The 18983-nt window shown below is 29.0% G+C and carries 18 protein-coding genes; 11 read left to right on the forward strand and 7 right to left on the reverse strand.

The window, feature by feature from the left end:
• Nucleotides 1–106: 106 nt before the first annotated feature.
• From BV55_RS0110690 to BV55_RS0110700, 3 genes are all read right to left on the reverse strand, one after another.
• Nucleotides 107–835, reverse strand: coding sequence for a type 1 glutamine amidotransferase (locus BV55_RS0110690; RefSeq protein WP_029452815.1), 729 nt, complete (start codon nt 833–835; stop codon nt 107–109).
• 18 nt (nt 836–853) lie between these two features.
• Nucleotides 854–2218, reverse strand: a complete 1365-nt coding sequence (locus tag BV55_RS0110695) for a Mur ligase family protein (protein WP_029452816.1) — start codon at nt 2216–2218, stop codon at nt 854–856.
• Nucleotides 2219–2296: 78 nt separating this feature from the next.
• Complete coding sequence (locus BV55_RS0110700; RefSeq protein WP_029452817.1) at nt 2297–3379, reverse strand: hypothetical protein; 1083 nt, start codon at nt 3377–3379, stop codon at nt 2297–2299.
• Nucleotides 3380–3682: 303 nt separating this feature from the next.
• On the opposite strand from BV55_RS0110700, the gene BV55_RS0110710 reads away from it, so the two are divergent.
• The 9 genes from BV55_RS0110710 (at nt 3683) to BV55_RS0110750 (ending at nt 12695) form a co-directional block, all read left to right on the forward strand.
• The gene (locus tag BV55_RS0110710; protein WP_029452818.1) at nt 3683–4663 is read left to right on the forward strand and encodes an ATP-binding cassette domain-containing protein; all 981 of its coding nucleotides are present in this window, start codon (nt 3683–3685) and stop codon (nt 4661–4663) included.
• 10 nt (nt 4664–4673) lie between these two features.
• Nucleotides 4674–5456 (forward strand): ABC-2 family transporter protein, encoded by a 783-nt coding sequence (locus tag BV55_RS0110715; RefSeq protein WP_029452819.1) that lies wholly within the window; start codon nt 4674–4676, stop codon nt 5454–5456.
• Entirely contained in the window at nt 5446–6246 is an 801-nt protein-coding gene (locus tag BV55_RS0110720) for an ABC transporter permease (protein WP_029452820.1), read from the forward strand. Before BV55_RS0110715 ends, BV55_RS0110720 begins: the two co-directional genes overlap by 11 nt.
• Nucleotides 6247–6476: 230 nt before the next feature.
• Nucleotides 6477–8051, forward strand: a complete 1575-nt coding sequence (gene pckA, locus BV55_RS0110725) for a phosphoenolpyruvate carboxykinase (ATP) (RefSeq protein WP_029452821.1) — start codon at nt 6477–6479, stop codon at nt 8049–8051.
• A gap of 177 nt (nt 8052–8228) precedes the next feature.
• On the forward strand, nt 8229–9341 hold the full coding sequence (locus tag BV55_RS0110730; protein ID WP_051652491.1) for a transglutaminase domain-containing protein: 1113 nt from the start codon (nt 8229–8231) through the stop codon (nt 9339–9341).
• A gap of 197 nt (nt 9342–9538) precedes the next feature.
• Entirely contained in the window at nt 9539–10150 is a 612-nt protein-coding gene (locus BV55_RS0110735) for a superoxide dismutase (RefSeq protein WP_029452823.1), read from the forward strand.
• 127 nt (nt 10151–10277) lie between these two features.
• Nucleotides 10278–10601: a thioredoxin family protein gene (locus tag BV55_RS0110740; RefSeq protein ID WP_029452824.1), complete on the forward strand. Its 324-nt coding sequence runs from the start codon at nt 10278–10280 to the stop codon at nt 10599–10601.
• A 126-nt stretch (nt 10602–10727) separates the two neighbouring features.
• The gene (locus BV55_RS0110745; protein WP_029452825.1) at nt 10728–11558 is read left to right on the forward strand and encodes an undecaprenyl-diphosphate phosphatase; all 831 of its coding nucleotides are present in this window, start codon (nt 10728–10730) and stop codon (nt 11556–11558) included.
• A gap of 357 nt (nt 11559–11915) precedes the next feature.
• The gene (locus tag BV55_RS0110750; RefSeq protein ID WP_029452826.1) at nt 11916–12695 is read left to right on the forward strand and encodes a serine hydrolase; all 780 of its coding nucleotides are present in this window, start codon (nt 11916–11918) and stop codon (nt 12693–12695) included.
• Between the two features lie 107 nt (nt 12696–12802).
• On the opposite strand, the gene BV55_RS0110755 is transcribed toward BV55_RS0110750, so the two are convergent.
• A complete protein-coding gene (locus BV55_RS0110755) occupies nt 12803–13630 on the reverse strand; it encodes a formate/nitrite transporter family protein (protein WP_029452827.1) in 828 nt (275 codons plus the stop codon).
• Nucleotides 13631–14083: 453 nt separating this feature from the next.
• Here BV55_RS0110755 and pflB point away from each other — a divergent pair, with 453 nt between their 5' ends.
• Nucleotides 14084–16309 carry a formate C-acetyltransferase gene (gene pflB / locus BV55_RS0110760; protein ID WP_029452828.1) on the forward strand — a complete coding sequence of 742 codons (2226 nt, stop codon included), beginning with the start codon at nt 14084–14086 and terminating at the stop codon, nt 16307–16309.
• Nucleotides 16310–16544: 235 nt separating this feature from the next.
• Nucleotides 16545–17264, forward strand: coding sequence for a pyruvate formate-lyase-activating protein (pflA, locus tag BV55_RS0110765; RefSeq protein ID WP_029452829.1), 720 nt, complete (start codon nt 16545–16547; stop codon nt 17262–17264).
• A 96-nt stretch (nt 17265–17360) separates the two neighbouring features.
• On the opposite strand, the gene BV55_RS0110770 is transcribed toward pflA, so the two are convergent.
• The 3 genes from BV55_RS0110770 to BV55_RS0110780 all read right to left on the reverse strand — a co-directional run bounded on the left by BV55_RS0110770 (nt 17361) and on the right by BV55_RS0110780 (nt 18981).
• Nucleotides 17361–17714 (reverse strand): hypothetical protein, encoded by a 354-nt coding sequence (locus tag BV55_RS0110770; RefSeq protein WP_029452830.1) that lies wholly within the window; start codon nt 17712–17714, stop codon nt 17361–17363.
• 194 nt (nt 17715–17908) lie between these two features.
• Complete coding sequence (gene rd / locus BV55_RS15380; RefSeq protein ID WP_084170546.1) at nt 17909–18070, reverse strand: rubredoxin; 162 nt, start codon at nt 18068–18070, stop codon at nt 17909–17911.
• Nucleotides 18071–18357: 287 nt separating this feature from the next.
• Nucleotides 18358–18981: a 3'-5' exonuclease gene (locus BV55_RS0110780; RefSeq protein ID WP_029452831.1), complete on the reverse strand. Its 624-nt coding sequence runs from the start codon at nt 18979–18981 to the stop codon at nt 18358–18360.
• Nucleotides 18982–18983 lie beyond the last annotated feature (2 nt).

The raw sequence follows: 18983 nt of genomic DNA on the forward strand, positions 1-18983 counted from the left end.
AACAAATTAGATAAAAGGTAAATAAAGATAGTTAAATACGTGTACTTAAATATTTAAGAATATAAAAAGAGATTGAGCTAGAATACATTATTCAAGCTCAATCTTTTTATTTTTTTAGATAGGTTTTTATAATATGATCTTTCGCTTTTAACTCTAAATCATCATCTAAAGGAGTTAATGTTATATCTTCTTTATATTTATTTTCTAATGCGGTTAAAAGAAGCCTATCTGCAAGTTCAGGGTTTTTAGAAAGTAAAGAACCATGAAAATAAGTACAAAAGGTGTTTTTATAAATGCAACCTTCATTGCCATCCTGGCCGTTATTACCAAAGCCTTCTAGACATTTACCTAAAGGTTTTAAATCACCTATATAAGTTCTTCCAGAGTGATTTTCAAAGCCTACATAGGTTTCGTTAAAGGTTTCATTTTTTATTATAGTATTACCTATAAATCTAACATCTGAAGCTTCGCTATAAATATCTAATAAAGACAGACCCTCTAATTTAGTGCCAGAAGCTGTGGTGTAGTATTTACCAAGTAGTTGGTAGCCACCACAAATAGCTAAAAGGACCTTACCATCTTCTATATACTTAGATAAAGGATCTTTTTTATATTTAATTAGGTCATTAGATACAATGGATTGTTCATAATCCTGTCCACCACCAAAAAATACGATATCGTATTTTAGAGGATCAAATTCATCTCCTAAAGAGACGTTATAGGTATTTACAGTTATATCTCTATTTGATGCTCTATATTTTAATATATCAATGTTTCCAACATCTCCATAAACATTTAAAAGATCAGGATATAGATGACATATATTAAGTTCCATATTATACTCTCCTTTATTTTACCAAAGTTTTTTTAGATATCCTTTTGAATTTAGGTGTTTTCTAAAATTAATCATAGCTGTATAGGTAGTTAGTACATATACTTTATTAGACTCACATCCTATTATATTATTTAATACTTCATCATCGCTAGCACTTAATTTAAAGTTGTCTTGATTTAAACCGCTAATTTTTAGTCTTACAGCCATATCATATTTACGATATCCGCCAATTATAACATCGCAAATAGGAAGGCTATTTAGCTTATCAAAGCTCACATCCCAAATCCAAGAAACATCTCTTCCGTCTGCATAGTTATCATTTAACAAAAACGCTATAGACATTGGATCTTTACCTAGCGATAAGGTATCGATTGCTTGGTTATATCCTGCAGGATTTTTAACTAAGATTATATTGACCTCTTTTCCATCTATATCAATGGATTCTTGTCTTCCAAAACTTGCATCTTGTTTTAATAAAGAAGTAGAAATTATAGAATCTTTAATATTAAAAAACTTTGCTATAGAATAAGCACACAAAGCATTATATATATTATATGTTCCAGATTGAGGCATAAAGAACTCTGCATCATTTACAATAAAAGAGGAGCCTTTAGAGGTTAAAGTAATAACATTATCTATATGATAATCTAAAAGGGGCCTTTTATAACCACAATTATCGCAAAGAAAGTCACCTAAATGATTATATGTTATAAAATTATATTTGTAGGGAGATTTACATACAGTGCAAAATTTTGCATCAGCATTTAATTCAATAGTTTTATCACCTAAATTAAAGCTATTAAATCCATAGTACCTTAAAGGGTTTGGTACTGATAGATTTCCTAGAAGTGATTCATCACCATTTAATATTAAAGTTGAGGTAGGCGATTTTTTTATTCCTTCTAGAATCTTTTCTAAGGTTATGTAAACTTCACCATATCTATCTAATTGATCTCTGAAAAGATTGGTTATGCTTATTACTTCAGGTTTAATATATTCTGTTATAAACTTAACGTTAGCCTCATCAACCTCTAAAATTGCCACTTTATCTTTTGTAGATTTTGTTTTAAAAAACTTATAATTATCTAAAAAGCAAGATACAATTCCAGGAAACATATTTGCACCAGTATTATTAGTTATAACCTCATAACCTTTTTGCCTAAATATATTTACAGTGGCACTTGTGGTAGTCGTTTTCCCGTTAGTACCTGTTATGATTATAGTTTTATAACCCTTACTTATGATTTTTAATATATCTTTATCTATTTTTAATGCTACTTTACCTGGAAAGTTACTACCACCTTGCAAAAAACTTTGAGATATTTTTAAGATTAGTTTAGACGTAATTATGCTGAAAAAAGATTTTATATTTATTTTAGACACCACCTTGAAAGAATATGTAGCTTTTAGCTTATCATTAATTAATACCCATTTACATAAAGATAAGTTAAACTACTATTTTTATTTTGTATTTAAAGAATTAATGTTTATAAAGTTAAATTTATCACTTAAAGGGAAACTTAAGTTTCTACTATTTTTATTTAGTAGATTAATAAGTGGTTTACCTTGATTTTTGTCACATAATTGTGGGATATACATGTTATGCGACAACTCATAATTTAATTTAAAAGGCCACACCTTAATACCAATAGAAACAAGACTTTTCTCAGAAAAAACTATGCTAAGTTGATACAAAGGGAGGGGTGATATTTCTTCTTCCTTAGACATTAAAGGAGGTAAGCCTTTAATTATAAATTTATTTTTATATTGTTCTACAGAGTAGTTTGTACTATCTAAATACATTACTATATCAGCGCCAGATTTTATAAGGGAGTGGCTTATTTTATTACTTTCCTTAATGTTCTCTTTTGGAGCTTTACTAACTAGAATTAAAAAGGTATCTTTAGATTTTAATTCATAGATATCTTCTTTTAAGGTTAACAAGGAATCATTATCCATAAGCGATTCATCATACTCAAAAAACACTATATTTATACCTTTTACATTAAGATGCAGGGCGTTGTAAATGTTAAAGGTATTTGAATGCTTTAGATAATCTAAGTTAGCATTTCCCTCGATATTTGATAAATTAAGAACCTCTAAAGAAGAATTAATACTGTTTATAAAAGGCTCCTCAGCTTTTAATGTGCTACTTTTGTTAAGGGATAAGAAGGTAACTGTATCTTGGTCTACTAAACTATCTAAATTCATTAAGTATTTTAATTTACCTTTAGATGTAGTAGGTATTGCATCATTACAATTAAGCTTTCCTGCTAAGGTAATAATTATTTCGTCTACATTAGCACCTTTTTTTCCTTCATTATTTAAAGTATTATAGTAGGATTTTATATCTATAATGTCACCTTTAATAGAGTATAAAGAATGATTTATAAAGGTTGATAAAGTATTAAAAGTATTTTCGATACCTAATTTAAACGCAAAGGAAAAGCTTAGGAGTAGAAATAATGTAGTAAAAATAATGATTAATAATTTAAAAGTATATCCAAAACCCTTTTTGCCATTTTTAGTTGGCTTTGTTCCCATATAAGTACATCACCTTTTTTATTTTATAATTTTCTTATATTAGTATATCATAGTAAATCCATGAATTGAAAGGCAAAATAAATTTAGCATTTACCTTGTATATTCAAATATACTCCAAAGGAGTGATAATATAGTGTTTATTAAAGAAACTTACTATGATAAAATTAAATTAGTAGGAGTGGGATATATGTATCTAACAAAACCTTACAATATCTATTTTGAAAAGGCATGCCTTTATTATTAAAAAGTTATATTATAGATTTTTAAAAGCTTAATATGAATTCTGTTATATAGGGGTGTAAAATGGAAATTTCATTAAATGGTGTATCAAAAGAATATAGAATAATTGAAAAAGGGGACTCTCTGTTTAAAAGAAAGAAAAGAAGTATTCAAGCACTTAATGATATCTCTTTTTCTATAAAATCAGGTGAAATCTGTGGATTAATAGGACTTAATGGAGCAGGGAAATCAACATTAACAAAGATATTATGCGGAGTACTGTCAGAAACCAGTGGGGAAATTAAATTAACTTTGGATGGTAAAGAAGTTATAGGTGAAGAATTTAAAAAAAATATGAGTGTTATATTTGGACATAGAGGACAGCTATGGGATAATCTGCAGGTGACAGATTCTTATGAAATTATTAGTAGAATATACGATATACCTAGGGACGAATTTCAAGAAAGATTAAGATGGCTAGATCAAATGTTGGAGTTAAATGATTTATTATATAGACCAGCGAGGCAATTAAGTCTTGGACAGAGAATGAAATGTGAAGTAGCTGGTAATTTATTATGTATGCCAAAATTGTTATTATTAGACGAGCCAACTATTGGACTTGACATTTTAACTAAAGAAAAGATATTTGATACTATTCTAGAGATCCATAAAGAGATTGAGAATACTATTATCTTTACATCTCACGATTTAAAGGATGTGGGAAATTTATGTAATCGGATATTGATTTTAAATAAAGGGAAATTAATTTTTGATGATTCAATAAGTACGCTTTATGAAACCTATGCAAGTGAATATATAATAACATTAAAATCTCCTAACAAATTATTGAGTATAGATGAGTTAGGGAGAATGTTAGGTGATTACCAAAAGAATATCAAACATATAGAATATAAAGAGAATTGTTTATTAATATATTTTAATAAAGAAGATAATTCAATACCTTTTAAAATTATGGAATTATTAGATAAGGAATTGGCACCTAATAATTTCAATTTATCAACTACAAACTTTGAACAAATAATTCTAAATATATATGAAGGGTAAGTATAATAAAATGAATATTTTAAAAAAATATGCAATATGGATAAAGATGGGCTCAAAGATTCAATTTCATGATATTGGAATAATATTTGATCTGATAGTAATGGTTATATTTAGGTATATATTTTTAAGTTTTCTTTGGAGTAGTATTTTTAAATATAATGGAATAGCTAATTGGACTATGAATAGCTATAAAATTTATATAGGTTCAAGTGTATTTTTATCATGTTTAATATCATATCCAAATATTTATTTTATGAGTTTAGATATGAGAAGCGGAAATATTATGAATTATTTAGTAAAACCAACATACTACCCTTACAATGTGATTTACAAAAATATAGGTATAGCAGCAAGTAATGTATTGATATTAGCGCCTGTTTTTATTATTTATTTATCTTTTTCAAATGCAAATATAACAGGTGAGAACTTATTTTGGTTTGTATTATTAGGGGTTATGGGGGTCTTTACCTATATGCTATTCGATATATTAATGGGTTTATTAACCTTTTGGTTTGAAAATAGTTGGGGACTTAACATTGTAAAGCAATCGATTTTCACATTTTTTTCAGGAAGTATGTTTCCGTTAGACTTTCTTCCAAAAGAATTAAATAATATTTTAAAATATAGTCCTTTTCCAGGAATTGTTTATAGACCTACAACTACTTTAATTAATGGAAGCTATAATAATATGGTTTTCTTATTTTTGCAAATAGCTTGGATTTTAATATTTCTTATACTAATTAGAGTAACTTTTAGAAGCTCTGAGAGAGATGTGATAATATATGGTGGTTAAAAAGGCATTATATAATATAAGAATAGTATTTGCTTTAGTTAAATATAATTTTAAAAACTTAACTAATTATAGAAAGGATTTCTTAATTGGATTTTTTATGGTTATAATAAACATGATAATTAGCTTATCTTATATAGAGATACTGTATAATAATATCACTAATATAGCTAATTGGAGTAAGTATGAGATAATGTTAATATATGCCATAGCTTCTTTGAACATGTCTATATATAGTATCTTATATGGAAACTATAGGAACTTAAAAAGATACATTTTTAATGGAGAATTAGAAATGATGCTAACAAAACCATTAGATATTGTTCTACATTTAAGAATGAGAGAAGTTAGCATACAACCACTTGTGAATATCATAGTTTATATAACTTTATTCTTTTTTTGTCTAAAAGAGCTGAATAAAAGTATTACTTCTATTATATTATTGAAGATGGTGGGGTTGTCTATTTTAGGAGTCTTATTCATAGCTTCAATTGCGTTGACTTCGCTTAGTGTATTATTCTATACAAGATATACATATACCCCCTATGATTCTATAATGACTACATTAGATTTAACGAACTATCCAATAAATATTTTCCCGGAAGTAGTGAAAAATATGGTTATGACAGTTTTCCCTATTGCCTTAATAGGATACTTACCAGCTAACACTATATTATTAAAAGATAATGTAGTTATTAATAATATAGTAGTTGTTATCATATTAATATATTATTTTATATCAAAACTAATATTTAAAATTTCAATAAAAAGATATGATGGGCTGGGTAATTAACACATAATGATCCACTATGATTTTTTTTAGTATAATTCGAGCAAGTTTTATCCTATAGTTGTTTTATATAATATAAAGAATATACTAATGAATAAAAAAGGTGTCTTAATGAAGGAATAAATTCATCAACATAATCTTTTAAATATAAAAACAAAATATTTATTGCAAAAAACAAACTATTATGTGATAATTTGATTGTAAAGAGATTATATATTATAGGGGGAAGAAATATGGGATTAAACAGTCTATCATATTTAAATTTAAAAGTAAAAAATGTATATGAAAATTTACCAGAGGCAAAGCTTATAGAAGACGCTTTAAAAAATGGAGAAGGATGTCTTTCAAAAAGTGGGGCATTAGTTGTTGAAACAGGCAAATATACAGGACGTTCACCTAAAGACAGATTTATAGTAAGGCAAAAGAGCATTGAAGATAAAATAAACTGGGGAGACACAAATCTTCCTATAAATGAAGACGTTTTCGACAATCTTTATAAAAAAGTTTTAGATTACTTAGAAGATAAAGATGCCTACATTTTTGATGGCTTTGTAGGAGCGGAAGAAAAGTACAAGCTATCTGTAAAGGCAGTATGTGAATATGCTTCTCAGGCGCTTTTTGCAAGCCAATTATTTAGAAGATATGACAATTATGATAAAGAATTTTTAGATAAGCCTGATTTTACAGTAATTTCAGCTCCAGGATTTAAAGCTGATGGCAAAAAAGATGGAATAAACTCAGAAGCTTTTATATTGGTGAATTTTGATAAAAAGATAGTTTTGATAGGTGGAACTCAATATTCAGGAGAAATCAAAAAGTCCATGTTTTCTGTTATGAATTTCTTGTTACCTTTAAAGGGAGTATTCCCAATGCATTGTTCTGCTAATGTAGGAGAAAATGAAGACGTAGCAATATTTTTTGGACTATCAGGAACAGGTAAGACTACTTTATCTACAGATCCTAAAAGAAAACTTATAGGAGATGACGAGCATGGTTGGTGGGATGAAGGCGTCTTCAATTTTGAAGGTGGTTGCTATGCAAAAACCATTAGCCTAGATAAAGACAAAGAAAAAGATATATATGAAGCTATAAGATTTGGAGCTTTATTAGAAAATGTTGTTTTAGATGAAAATAGAATCCCAAATTACGATGATGATAGCCTTACAGAAAATACTAGGGCAGCTTATAACCTAAGCCACATTGATAATATACAACCAGGTGGTAAGGGTAAAAACCCTAATACTATTATATTCTTAACAGCAGACGCTTTTGGTGTATTGCCTCCAATTTCAAAGTTATCTAAGGAAGCAGCTATGTATCACTTTATGTCAGGATATACAAGTAAGCTAGCTGGTACAGAAAGAGGAATTAAAGAACCACAAGCTACATTTTCTGCATGTTTTGGAGAACCTTTTATGTTAATGAATCCAGCGGTATATGCTAAACTTTTAGGAGAGAGAATAGATAGTAACGAAGTAGATGTATATCTTATTAACACTGGATGGTGTGGTGGCCCTTATGGAGTAGGTTCTAGAATGAAATTACCATATACAAGAGCTATGGTTACAGCAGCTATAGAGGGTGGATTAAAGGATACTAAGTGGGAAGAACACCCAATATTTAAGGTGATGATGCCAATGGAATGTAAGGGTGTTCCAAGTGAAATATTAAATCCAATTAATTTATGGGAAGACAAAGAAAGCTATAATGAAAAAGCTATAGAACTTGCTAAAAAGTTTAATAGCAATTTCAAAAAGTTTAAAGAAGTTTCAAATGATGTAGTAAAAGCAGGGCCTACTATAGAATAAAATATCTATTAAACTTAAATATAAAAGTTAAAAAGTGTCTCTTCAAAAATATTTTGAAGAGACACTTTTTGTAAAAGATTTAAAAAGATCTAATTACTATAGGAAACTTTGAGCTTTTAGTATATAATTTTATCATAAAATAGAATTTAAATAAAAAGTTAAGTGAGGTTTTAATTTATGAAATCTGTAGTAAAAAAAGGTATATTAATTCTAATTATTGTGTCTGCTTTTGGCACATTTGCTTTTGGTTGTAAGAATAGTTTAAGTAAATCCAAAGGTGTATTAGTCGAAAAATGGGATAATATTTACACAGGTACCAATATAAAGTTTTATAATGAAGATTTTGAATCTGATTATTTGAAAAGTTTATCCAATGAATATGAATTATCCTCTAAAGTAGATGGGTTAGAAAAAGATATGGATAAAGCTGAACAAATATTGGAGTGGACCTATGAAATGTTTGAATTTAACAAAGGTAGTATAAGTGGTAAAGAAGATGCAAAGTCAATAATAGATACTTTAAAAGATGCTAAAAAGGCTTCTGATAAAGATATGAGTATAGTTTTTACACAAGCTTTAAGGTCTGTGGGTGTACAAGCAAGAGTTGGTGAATTTAAAGTTAAGGATGGTCAATTTAATAAAAAGGATTCATCTTTATACATATCAGAAGTGTGGAGTAAAGACTTAAATAAGTGGGTGGCTATAGATGTGGCTAATAATGCCTGCTTTTACAAAGATGATATTCCATTAAATGCTATAGAACTTTTGAAAAGTGATATAGATACAATAGGGATAAAAAAATCCAAAAATTTAGGGAAATATAAAAAAGAAATTTCAAAATATTTATATTCTTATTCAATACCTATTGATAATAACTTTATTGGGGTTAAAAAAAGTAATTCATTTATAAATTATCTACCAGAAGGAAATATGCCAGAAATAAAAGGTTTAAAGTCTTATGAAAATCCTTCTTTATACGTAAACAGTAGTGAATTATTTGAGGTAAGTCCGTACAAGGAGTACTCTAATGCTAAAAGCGATGATAAAGCTACATTTATTCTTATGAAAAAAGATCCTAGTGCAGATAAAGATGAAGAGTTACAGTTTGTTGTAGGTGCATTTAAAGACAGCTCTATGGTAAAGGAATATTACGCCAGTATAGATGGAATGGAGTATTACAAAGTTAATCAATACTTTGATTTAAAACTTAAGATAGGTGAAAATAAAATAATTCTTTCGGAAGATGGAAAAACACCTGTAAGAGAAATAATAATTAATTACAAAAAATAATTATTAGAATAAAAATCAGCATAAAGAATATACTAAAGATACTTATCTTTAGTATATTCTTTATCTACGTTTATAACATTAAATAAATATAAACGATATTGATTATTAATATCAACTATGATATAATAAGAATAATCAATAAATTAAAACTAAAGTTATAAAAACAAATTTAATAAAAATAAATGGAGGGAATTTAAATGAAATATAAATTACCAGAACTTAAATATGATTATAATGCATTAGAACCATATATAGATAAAGCAACTATGGAAATACATCATACTAAGCATCATGCAGCATATATAAATAACCTTAATGCTGCATTAGAAAAACATCCTGAACTTGAAAATAAGGAATTAGAAGAACTTCTAAAAGATATAGACTCAGTACCAGAGGATATAAGGGTAGCGGTAAGAAACAATGGAGGAGGTCACTATAATCACTCTATGTTTTGGGACTTTATGGGCCCTAATAAAGGTGGAGAACCAAAAGGGCAGGTAAAAGAAGAGATAAACAAGGTATTCGGAAGCTTTGATAAATTTAAAGAAGACTTTGGTAAAGCTGCAGCTACAAGATTCGGAAGTGGGTGGGCATGGCTTGTTTTAAATAAAGATGGAAAACTTCAAATTGTGTCTACACCAAATCAGGATAATCCAATAACAGATGGTAATATACCTATTTTAGCTTTAGACGTGTGGGAACATGCTTACTATTTAAAATATCAAAACAAAAGACCTGACTATATAGAAGCATGGTGGAAAGTTGTAGATTGGGATCAAGTAGAAAGATTATATAAGAATAATAAATAATAAAGAAAAGCTTGTATACTTGAATATACAAGCTTTTTTTACGTATAAATAATAAAGATTATGAATCACTTGCAAATACCTAATGGGGGTATTAATATAAAAGTATAAAAAGTAGGAGGTATGCTTTATGATTAAATTAAATTCATTAGAGGAAATTGAAGAATTTATTAAAAACAATGATTTTAGTTTTCTTTATTTTGGGGATGAAACTTGTGGGGTTTGTATGGCATTATTGCCTAAGATTAGTAAGGTTTTAAAAGAATACCCTAACATTAAAGCAGCATATATAGAAATTGATGATGTTAAACTTGCTATGGAAAGATATTCTATATTTACAATTCCAGTTGTACTATTATATGTAGAAGAAAAAGAAACCATAAGAGAAGCTAGATTTATAAGTGTAAATGATGTGGAGGAAAAAGTTAAAAGAATAGCTACTATTTATAAATAATAAAGTATTTATTATTTTGATAAGCCAATCAATAGACAAAAGTTATTAATATACCTTATAATAGATAAGTATATATTAAAATATAATATTAAAAACCAAATTTTCTAAAAGGGGAGAAATAAATATATGTTAATAATTTTTAAGGCAATTATTATAGCTATTGTAGAAGGAATAACTGAATTTTTACCTATATCATCTACAGGGCATATGATTTTAGTGGGGGATTTAATTAAGTTTAATGGTAGCAATTTTTCTGATATGTATGAAGTGGTTATACAACTTGGAGCAATACTTGCAGTAGTAGTTTTATATTGGGCAAAAATAAGAGAAATGATAGTATCTTTCTTTAAACTTGAGAAAAAAGGTATAAGGTTTTGGCTTAATATAATTGTAGCGACAATACCAGCTATGATAATGGGATTTGCTTTAAATAAGATTATTAAACAATATCTTTTTAATAGTAAAACTGTAATCATTGGATTTGTAGTAGGGGGTATACTTCTTATAGTTATTGAAAATAACTTTAGGAAAAGAGAAAATAGTAACACTGTAGTACGAGAATTAGAGGATATTAGTTATGGGCAGGCTTTTAAAGTAGGGTTATTTCAGTGTCTTGCTATGTGGCCTGGAATGTCTAGATCGGCATCTACCATAATGGGAGGATGGGTAGCTGGGCTTTCAACAACAGTTGCTACAGAATTCTCATTTTTCTTGGCTATTCCTGTAATGATAGGAGCATCAGGACTTGAACTTAAAAAATTCGACTTTTCATCTGTGGCTGCTAATGAAAAGATTGCACTAGCAGTAGGCTTTGTTGTAGCTTTTATTACAGCATTATTAGTAGTAGACAGATTTATAGCATTCTTAAAGAAAAAACCTATGAGAACATTTGCAATATATAGATTATCCGTAGCGGCTATATTTATAATACTAGTTGCTTTAAATGTAATAAAATAAAAATCTATATTAAGTAGAAGCATATATGGTTATTTAATTATATTTATAAAACTTGGGTATGATATATAACCATAATGCTTTATAAAGAGTATGCTAATATTTTAACAGTCCTCATATTTGGTATAAGTGCAAAATTATTATCTTATGTGTAATAGATATCATTTAAAGTGTATAATTAAATAAAAGGTAGTTTTAGTTGCTTTCATCATAAATAATATAAAATTAATGCCAAAAAGGTATCTTTGAGGTGTTGTTGCGGTTAAATCTAATACAAAGAATACCGTATTTTGAAACACTTAAATAAGTAAAAATATATCTTTAATATTCATACAATAATCATTAAAGTTGGAGGTAAACATGAAGGAAATTAAGAAGTATTTAGAATCAAGAATAGGTGATTATAGTTTTTACTTTGAGGATTTAGATGGTGGGTATATATATGGATATAATGAAAACGTTCCTATGATATCTGCAGGGTGTATCAAACTCCCTATAGCCATGGCTATATTAAAAGAATCAGAAATAGGAAATATTAGTCTTAATGATAAACTTTCTGTTTCGATAGATGATAAAGTTTCGGGTAATGGTATAATCCATGAGTTTGAAGAAAAAGAATATAGTTTGATAGAACTTCTTATTGCTATGCTTATACAAAGTGATAATACGGCTACAAATAAGCTTGTGGATCTTGTAGGTATGAGTAAAATTAACAGTATCTTTAAAGAAATGGACTTAAAAAGCACTAAACTAAATAGAAGAGTTGAAAAAGAAAAGGATGTAGATAGTAGAATACAGAATATAACTAGTAGTTATGATTTATGCCTTTGCTGGAAGCATTTATACAATTCTAGCTATCTAAATAAAAAAAATAGCAGCTGGGTTATAAGAATTATGAAAAAGCAGCAAATGAAAAATAAGTTAGCTTTTTATATGGGAGAAGAAATTAAAGAAAATATAGCAAATAAGACTGGCGACTTAAGCGGAGTAGAAAATGATACATCATTTATACAAGTGCCAAAAGGTAACTTTGCATTTACTATGATGTCAAAAGGTGTACCAAACGATGTATATGGAATTGTTACTTTAGCTAAGAGCGGTAAGATGATGTGGGATATGATAATAAATAGTTGGAATTAAGGATAATACATATAAAACAAAATAAAATAAGCACTACCTATATAGGCCGTGCTTATTTTATTTTTATATTATGGTTTAAGAACCTAGTAAATATTGAAAATTATAATTTAGACTTTATTGGTACGTATAAAAGCTAAATAAAGGGGTGCTCCTACAAAAAGGGCTCCACCTACTATATTTCCTAAGGTTACAGGCACAAGGTTACTTATAATGTTTTTTAAATTTAAACTTTGTAATTGACTCTCGGAAATACCAAGAGTAGAAACAAATTCCGGGTTTGTTTTTGCTAAAAGACCTATAGAAAAATAATACATATTAGCTACGCTATGTTCGAAGCCAGATACTACAAATGCCATTATAGGGAAGAAGATAGCAAATATTTTACTTATAATATCTTTTCCTGCAAAAGACATCCAAACTGAAAGACAAACTAGTATATTGCAAAGTATTCCACTTAAAAAAGACCTTATAAAAGGCAGGCTTGACTTAGTATAAGCTACCTTAATACTATAAGCCCCAAGGGCTCCGTGATTTACATCTAAAGATCCGCCGTAAAATAGTAATAAGGATACAATTATTGCACCAGCCATGTTGGCGAAGTATACTATTACCCAATTCTTTATTAATTGCTTAAATGTTATCTTTTTGTGTAATAAAGGCACTGTAAGTAAAACGTTTCCAGTGAAAAGATCTGTACCTGTAATTATTACTAATATTAGTCCCACAGGGAATACTGCACCTGCAATTAGTTTAGAAATACTATAATTGGTTATACTATGAGAAGCTGTTGCAGAAGCAAATCCACCCAAAGCTATAAACATTCCAGATAAGATACCTAAAATTAATGATTTAAGGGGAGCGTAGTTAGCTTTTGCCTCGTAAGTTGTTATTACTTCACTGGCTATTTCTGTAGGGTTTAACATTCGTTTTTCCATTACAAATCCTCCTAAGTTTTTGAAATTTACTATCAAATGAAAGTTTGTGAAATAAAGTTATCATTTTATATATCTATACCAATCTAGTGTTTGGCTAAATTCTATGTTTTTACCTAAACCTAAAGCAATTAAATTAAAAGGCCATAAAAATGATAATAAAACATAAAAAGATAAACAGAGAGTAGAATAGAACTATTTAGCTAACGAACTGTATCAGTTTATAAAATTTACTGTTATATTTTATAATAATATTTTATCACTAAAAGCTAGTAAAGTCAATGCTTACAGCCAGTTTTGAATATTAAAAATATTATAAAAGCGTGTTAAGGTATTAACAAACATGAATAAAAGTATTATAATGAAATCATGGATAATAAAAGCAAAAAGACGACACACATTAAAAAGATCCACATTAAAAGATTTATATAAAAAAACTTAAAAGGGGTGTTTTCTATGTTCAAACAATGGGAAGATTTCAAACTAGGTTCATGGACAGAAAGAATAGATGTTAGGGGATTTATTCAAAAAAATTATAAGTTATATGAAGGGGATAAGGAGTTCTTAGAAGGTCCAACAGAAAGGACAAAGAAGGTTTGGGAAAAATCAAGTGAATTAATAATTGAGGAAATTAAAAAAGGAATTATTGATGTTGCTACAGACAGGGTTTCAGGAATAGACAACTATGAGGCTGGATACATTGATAAAGATAATGAGGTCATTTTAGGACTTCAAACTGATGCACCTTTAAAGAGAATAGTGAATCCTTGGGGTGGATGGAGAATGGTTGAAACGTCTTTAGAATCTTATGGCTATAAGCTGGATGAGGACATAGAAAAGTACTTCCCCAAATTTAGAAAGACACATAATGATGGAGTTTTTGATGCTTATACAGATGATATAAAGGTAGCAAGATCTACAGGACTTTTAACAGGACTTCCTGATGCTTATGGTAGAGGAAGAATAATTGGCGATTACAGAAGAATAACTTTATATGGTGTAGATTATTTGATAAGTGAAAAGAAAAAAGATCTTAAGGCTTTAAAAGGTGATATGTTAGATGAAGTTATGAGACATAGAGAAGAAGTTTCAGAGCAAATAAGGGCGCTACAGCTAATGAAATCGATGGCATTAAAATATGGCATTGATATATCAAATCCTGCAAAAGATGCTAAAGAAGCTGTTCAATTTTTATATTTTGGATATTTGTCAGCAGTAAAGGAAAGCAATGGTGCTGCTATGTCCCTTGGTAGAACAAGTACGTTTTTAGATATTTACATTGAAAGAGATCTGAAAAATGGAATTATAACAGAAAAGCAAGCTCAAGAATTAATAGATCAATTTGTAATAAAGTTAAGACTTGTAAGACATCTTAGAACACCTGAATATAATGACCTTTTTGCCGGGGATCCAACCTGGGTAACTGAATCAATAGGCGGAATAAGTAAAAACGGTACACCCCTTGTAACAAAGACTTCATATAGATTTTTACACACATTGATTAATCTTGGAACAGCACCTGAACCTAATATGACTATATTATGGTCAGAAAAGTTGCCAGAAAGTTTTAAGAAATTTTGTGCTGAGATGTCTATTTTAACAGATTCTATTCAATATGAAAATGATGATATTATGAGACCTATATATGGAGATGATTATGCTATTGCTTGCTGCGTTTCTGCTATGGAAATAGGAAAGCAAATGCAATTTTTTGGAGCGAGATGTAACTTAGCTAAGGCATTATTATATGCTATAAATGGCGGAATTGACGAGAAAAAAGGAAGGCTAGTTGTACCTGGAATAGAAAAGATAGAAGATGGAATTTTAGAGTATGATAAAGTTAAAGAAAATTATCTAAAGGTATTAGAGTATGTTGCAGGTTTGTATGTAAATACAATGAATATAATTCACTATATGCATGATAAATATGCTTATGAAGCAGGTCAAATGGCCCTTCACGATACAGAAATTGGGAGACTTATGGCTTTTGGTGTAGCAGGGCTATCTGTAGCTGCAGATTCTTTAAGTGCTATTAAGTATGCAAAGGTTAAGCCTATAAGAGAAAATGGAATAACAGTAGACTTCAAAATAGAAGGGGAGTTTCCTAAGTTTGGGAATGATGATGATAGGGTAGATGATATTGCAGTAGAACTTGTAGAAAGGTTCTCAAAAGAATTAAAATCTCATCCAACCTATAGAGGAGCAAAACACACACTTTCAGTATTAACTATTACATCAAATGTAGTTTATGGTAAGAAGACTGGAGCTACACCAGATGGTAGAAACGCTGGAGTTCCATTTGCACCAGGAGCTAATCCAATGCATGGAAGAGATCTTGAAGGAGCGCTAGCTTCACTAAACTCTGTAGCTAAGATACCATATAATCCTTGCTGTGAAGATGGAGTTTCAAATACGTTCTCTATTATTCCAGAAGCTTTAGGAAAAGAAAAAGATACCCAAATTAATAATTTAGTATCTGTAATGGATGGCTATTTTGGTCAAGGGGCTCATCACTTAAATGTCAATGTGCTTAAAAGGGAAATGCTTATAGATGCTATGGAACATCCAGAAAAATATCCAACATTAACAATAAGAGTTTCAGGCTATGCAGTTAACTTTAATAGACTTTCAAAAGATCAACAAAAAGAAGTTATAAGTAGAACATTCCACGAAAAAATGTAATATATCTTAGAAAAGGCTCTATAGGAGTCTTTTCTATATTTATCCGATGGCTACCATCCGTAACACCCCTATCCTCTTCAGGTGGGGGATGACGGCTGCTACGCCCCTGGATAAGTTCTTCTAAGACTCAGATGGAGAGATGTATTCATTATAAGCAAACTCCACCTGAGTCTTAGAATCACTTGATATTCTAGTAGAAAGATTATATTTGATGTGCATTACAAAGGAAGTGGAGATTATGAAAGGTAAAATACATTCTATTGAAACTATGGGGCTTGTAGATGGACCTGGAATTAGAGTTGTAGTATTTTTCCAAGGCTGCTCACTTAGATGTGCTTATTGCCATAACCCTGATACCTGGAACTTTAAAGGTGGAGAAGAAATTGAAGCTTTAGACCTTATTAAGAAAATATCAAGGTATAAGTCTTATTTTGATAAGTCAGGGGGAGGAGTAACGTTTTCTGGAGGAGATCCACTTATGCAACCTAAGTTTTTACTAGAAGTTTTAAAATTATGCAAGGAAAATGGAATTAAAACTGCATTAGATACCTCAGGATACGGACTTTCAGACTATGATGAAATATTAAAATACACAGACTTAGTTTTGTTTGATATAAAAAATGTATCGGAAGAAAGCTATTTAAATTTAACTGGTAAGGATGGAAAAGAATCTTGGAGATTTTTGCATGCAGTAGAAAAGTCTAATGCTAAGATTTGGATAAGACATGTGGTAATTCCAGGAATTACAGATTCTATAGAACATATAACAGAGCTTTCTAAATTAATAAAGTCAATAAAGAATGTAGAAAAGGTAGAATTATTACCTTATCATACCTTAGGTCTAGATAAGTATAAGAGTATGGATATTAAGTATAAATTAGAAGGCATTGAGCCTATGGATAAAGATAAATGCAAGGAATTAGAATCAAAACTAACAGCATTGTTAAACCTATAAATTTTATCTTAAGTCTGACTAATTAATTCGATAAAAGACTAAATAAAATAAAAAATAGACTAGTGTACACTAGTCTATTTTTTATAATTTTATAGTTTAAGACCAGTAACAATACCAAAGACCATCGCTAGGTATTGGTAAGTCTGTTTCTAGAATTATATTGCCGTCTAAAGGCATTTTTCTATATTGCTTTCTTCTGCCACTTGGATAAATTAATTCTACCATTCTACCTTTTCTAAATAGCTCATTAGCTTTGTCATATTCAATAGGTTCAATCATTACCCAATTATCTTCAAGGCTTAGCTTTTCATAACCAGTATTTCTAATGCTTATATTTTTTTCATCACCAGTAACTCCAACTATACACCCTTTATCATTTATAGCTTTTAAAGTAGGTTTATCTCTTAAAATCTTTAACATATCGATAGTATCTAATTCTTTAGAATCCATATAAAATGCCTCCTTTAATTATATAATACTTAATCTTTGATGAATAAAACTTATGAAATAGTACAACTATCTTAAATAGTTATTTATAAATATTTTAAACTATAATCAAATAAAAGACAAGCTTTCAGATGCATCAATGAGCATTTTAGTAAATAAAAAGTCTATACTCAAAAGTGTATAGACTTTTTGTCTTTTTATTCAGTTACTTCAAATTGATCTTTGCCAACTCCACAAAGTGGGCACACCCAATCTTCAGGTACATTTTCAAAACTAGTTCCTGGTGCTACTCCGTTATCTTCATCTCCAATTTTAGGATCGTAAACATAACCACATACTATACAAATATATTTTTGCATGGTAAAATCCTCCTTCACGTTTAAAATAAGTGATCTGATATTTATTAGTAATAAATATTAGCTACATTCATTATAAACAAAATATATATCCTTTACAAGTAATAGAATTAAGAATATACAATTTGTTAAAATAAAAGTTTATATTATTAACCAATAGTATAATTCCTTAAAAATATTAAATAATTCATTTATCCGATGGCTACCATCCGTAACACCCCTATCCTCTTCAGGTGGGGGATGACGGCTGCTACGCCCCTGGATAAGTTCTTCTAAGACTCACTTGATAATTAAATGTTAATTTTAGATTCTAGCATATTAGAAAAGTACTGCTTTGGAATAAACCCTTTTTTTATTCCTTCTATAACTATCAAATAGGTAGCGGTAGTATCAAATCTTGCATCGTGATAATTGCCTGATCCACCAAAAAGCTTTTGGCTAAGCTCTTCAATTTTACTCTTACTTATGTTTAAAAAGGCAATGACTTCTTCTAGCTTAGGATTTTTTATATCTCCTCTACTATTAGATAATCTACAAATATTTTTGTAGTAGCCCATAGTACAAAAAGGTATTTTTGGATTGAACTCTTCCCCGCAACCTTCAACTTCATGCCTTAAAAATTTAATGTCAAAATTAACATTATGGCCTATTACTATATCTGAAGATAAAAAGTCATCCATGAAGCTCTCGTATTGATCTTCAAAATAAAGTCCACCACTTAATTCATAAAGAGACTCTAAGGAAAAACCATGTATCTTTTCAGCAGAAGGTTCCATAGATTCTACTGTAAAAAAGATGTTTTTACCTATAGTTCTTTGAGGTTTCGTTGCAGTGTCTACTAATATATAACTTAATTGGCATATGCTGCCAGGTCTTAAATCTGTTGTTTCGGTATCAAAAAAAATTAATTTCATCT

It is taken from the genome of Clostridium algidicarnis (assembly GCF_000703125.1).
Taxonomy (GTDB): Bacteria; Bacillota; Clostridia; order Clostridiales; family Clostridiaceae; genus Clostridium_L; species Clostridium_L algidicarnis.

Bases quoted from the DNA above. Each gene is read 5' to 3' on its own strand.
- BV55_RS0110740 (WP_029452824.1), top strand. From the start codon at position 10,278: ATGATTAAATTAAATTCATTAGAGGAAATTGAAGAATTTATTAAAAAC.
- BV55_RS0110735 (WP_029452823.1), top strand. From the start codon at position 9,539: ATGAAATATAAATTACCAGAACTTAAATATGATTATAATGCATTAGAA.
- BV55_RS0110780 (WP_029452831.1), bottom strand. From the start codon at position 18,981: ATGAAATTAATTTTTTTTGATACCGAAACAACAGATTTAAGACCTGGC.
- rd (WP_084170546.1), bottom strand. From the start codon at position 18,070: ATGCAAAAATATATTTGTATAGTATGTGGTTATGTTTACGATCCTAAA.
- pflB (WP_029452828.1), top strand. From the start codon at position 14,084: ATGTTCAAACAATGGGAAGATTTCAAACTAGGTTCATGGACAGAAAGA.
- BV55_RS0110720 (WP_029452820.1), top strand. From the start codon at position 5,446: ATGGTGGTTAAAAAGGCATTATATAATATAAGAATAGTATTTGCTTTA.
- BV55_RS0110700 (WP_029452817.1), bottom strand. From the start codon at position 3,379: ATGGGAACAAAGCCAACTAAAAATGGCAAAAAGGGTTTTGGATATACT.
- BV55_RS0110715 (WP_029452819.1), top strand. From the start codon at position 4,674: ATGAATATTTTAAAAAAATATGCAATATGGATAAAGATGGGCTCAAAG.
- BV55_RS0110750 (WP_029452826.1), top strand. From the start codon at position 11,916: ATGAAGGAAATTAAGAAGTATTTAGAATCAAGAATAGGTGATTATAGT.
- BV55_RS0110770 (WP_029452830.1), bottom strand. From the start codon at position 17,714: ATGGATTCTAAAGAATTAGATACTATCGATATGTTAAAGATTTTAAGA.
- pckA (WP_029452821.1), top strand. From the start codon at position 6,477: ATGGGATTAAACAGTCTATCATATTTAAATTTAAAAGTAAAAAATGTA.
- BV55_RS0110745 (WP_029452825.1), top strand. From the start codon at position 10,728: ATGTTAATAATTTTTAAGGCAATTATTATAGCTATTGTAGAAGGAATA.
- BV55_RS0110710 (WP_029452818.1), top strand. From the start codon at position 3,683: ATGGAAATTTCATTAAATGGTGTATCAAAAGAATATAGAATAATTGAA.
- BV55_RS0110690 (WP_029452815.1), bottom strand. From the start codon at position 835: ATGGAACTTAATATATGTCATCTATATCCTGATCTTTTAAATGTTTAT.
- BV55_RS0110755 (WP_029452827.1), bottom strand. From the start codon at position 13,630: ATGGAAAAACGAATGTTAAACCCTACAGAAATAGCCAGTGAAGTAATA.
- BV55_RS0110730 (WP_051652491.1), top strand. From the start codon at position 8,229: ATGAAATCTGTAGTAAAAAAAGGTATATTAATTCTAATTATTGTGTCT.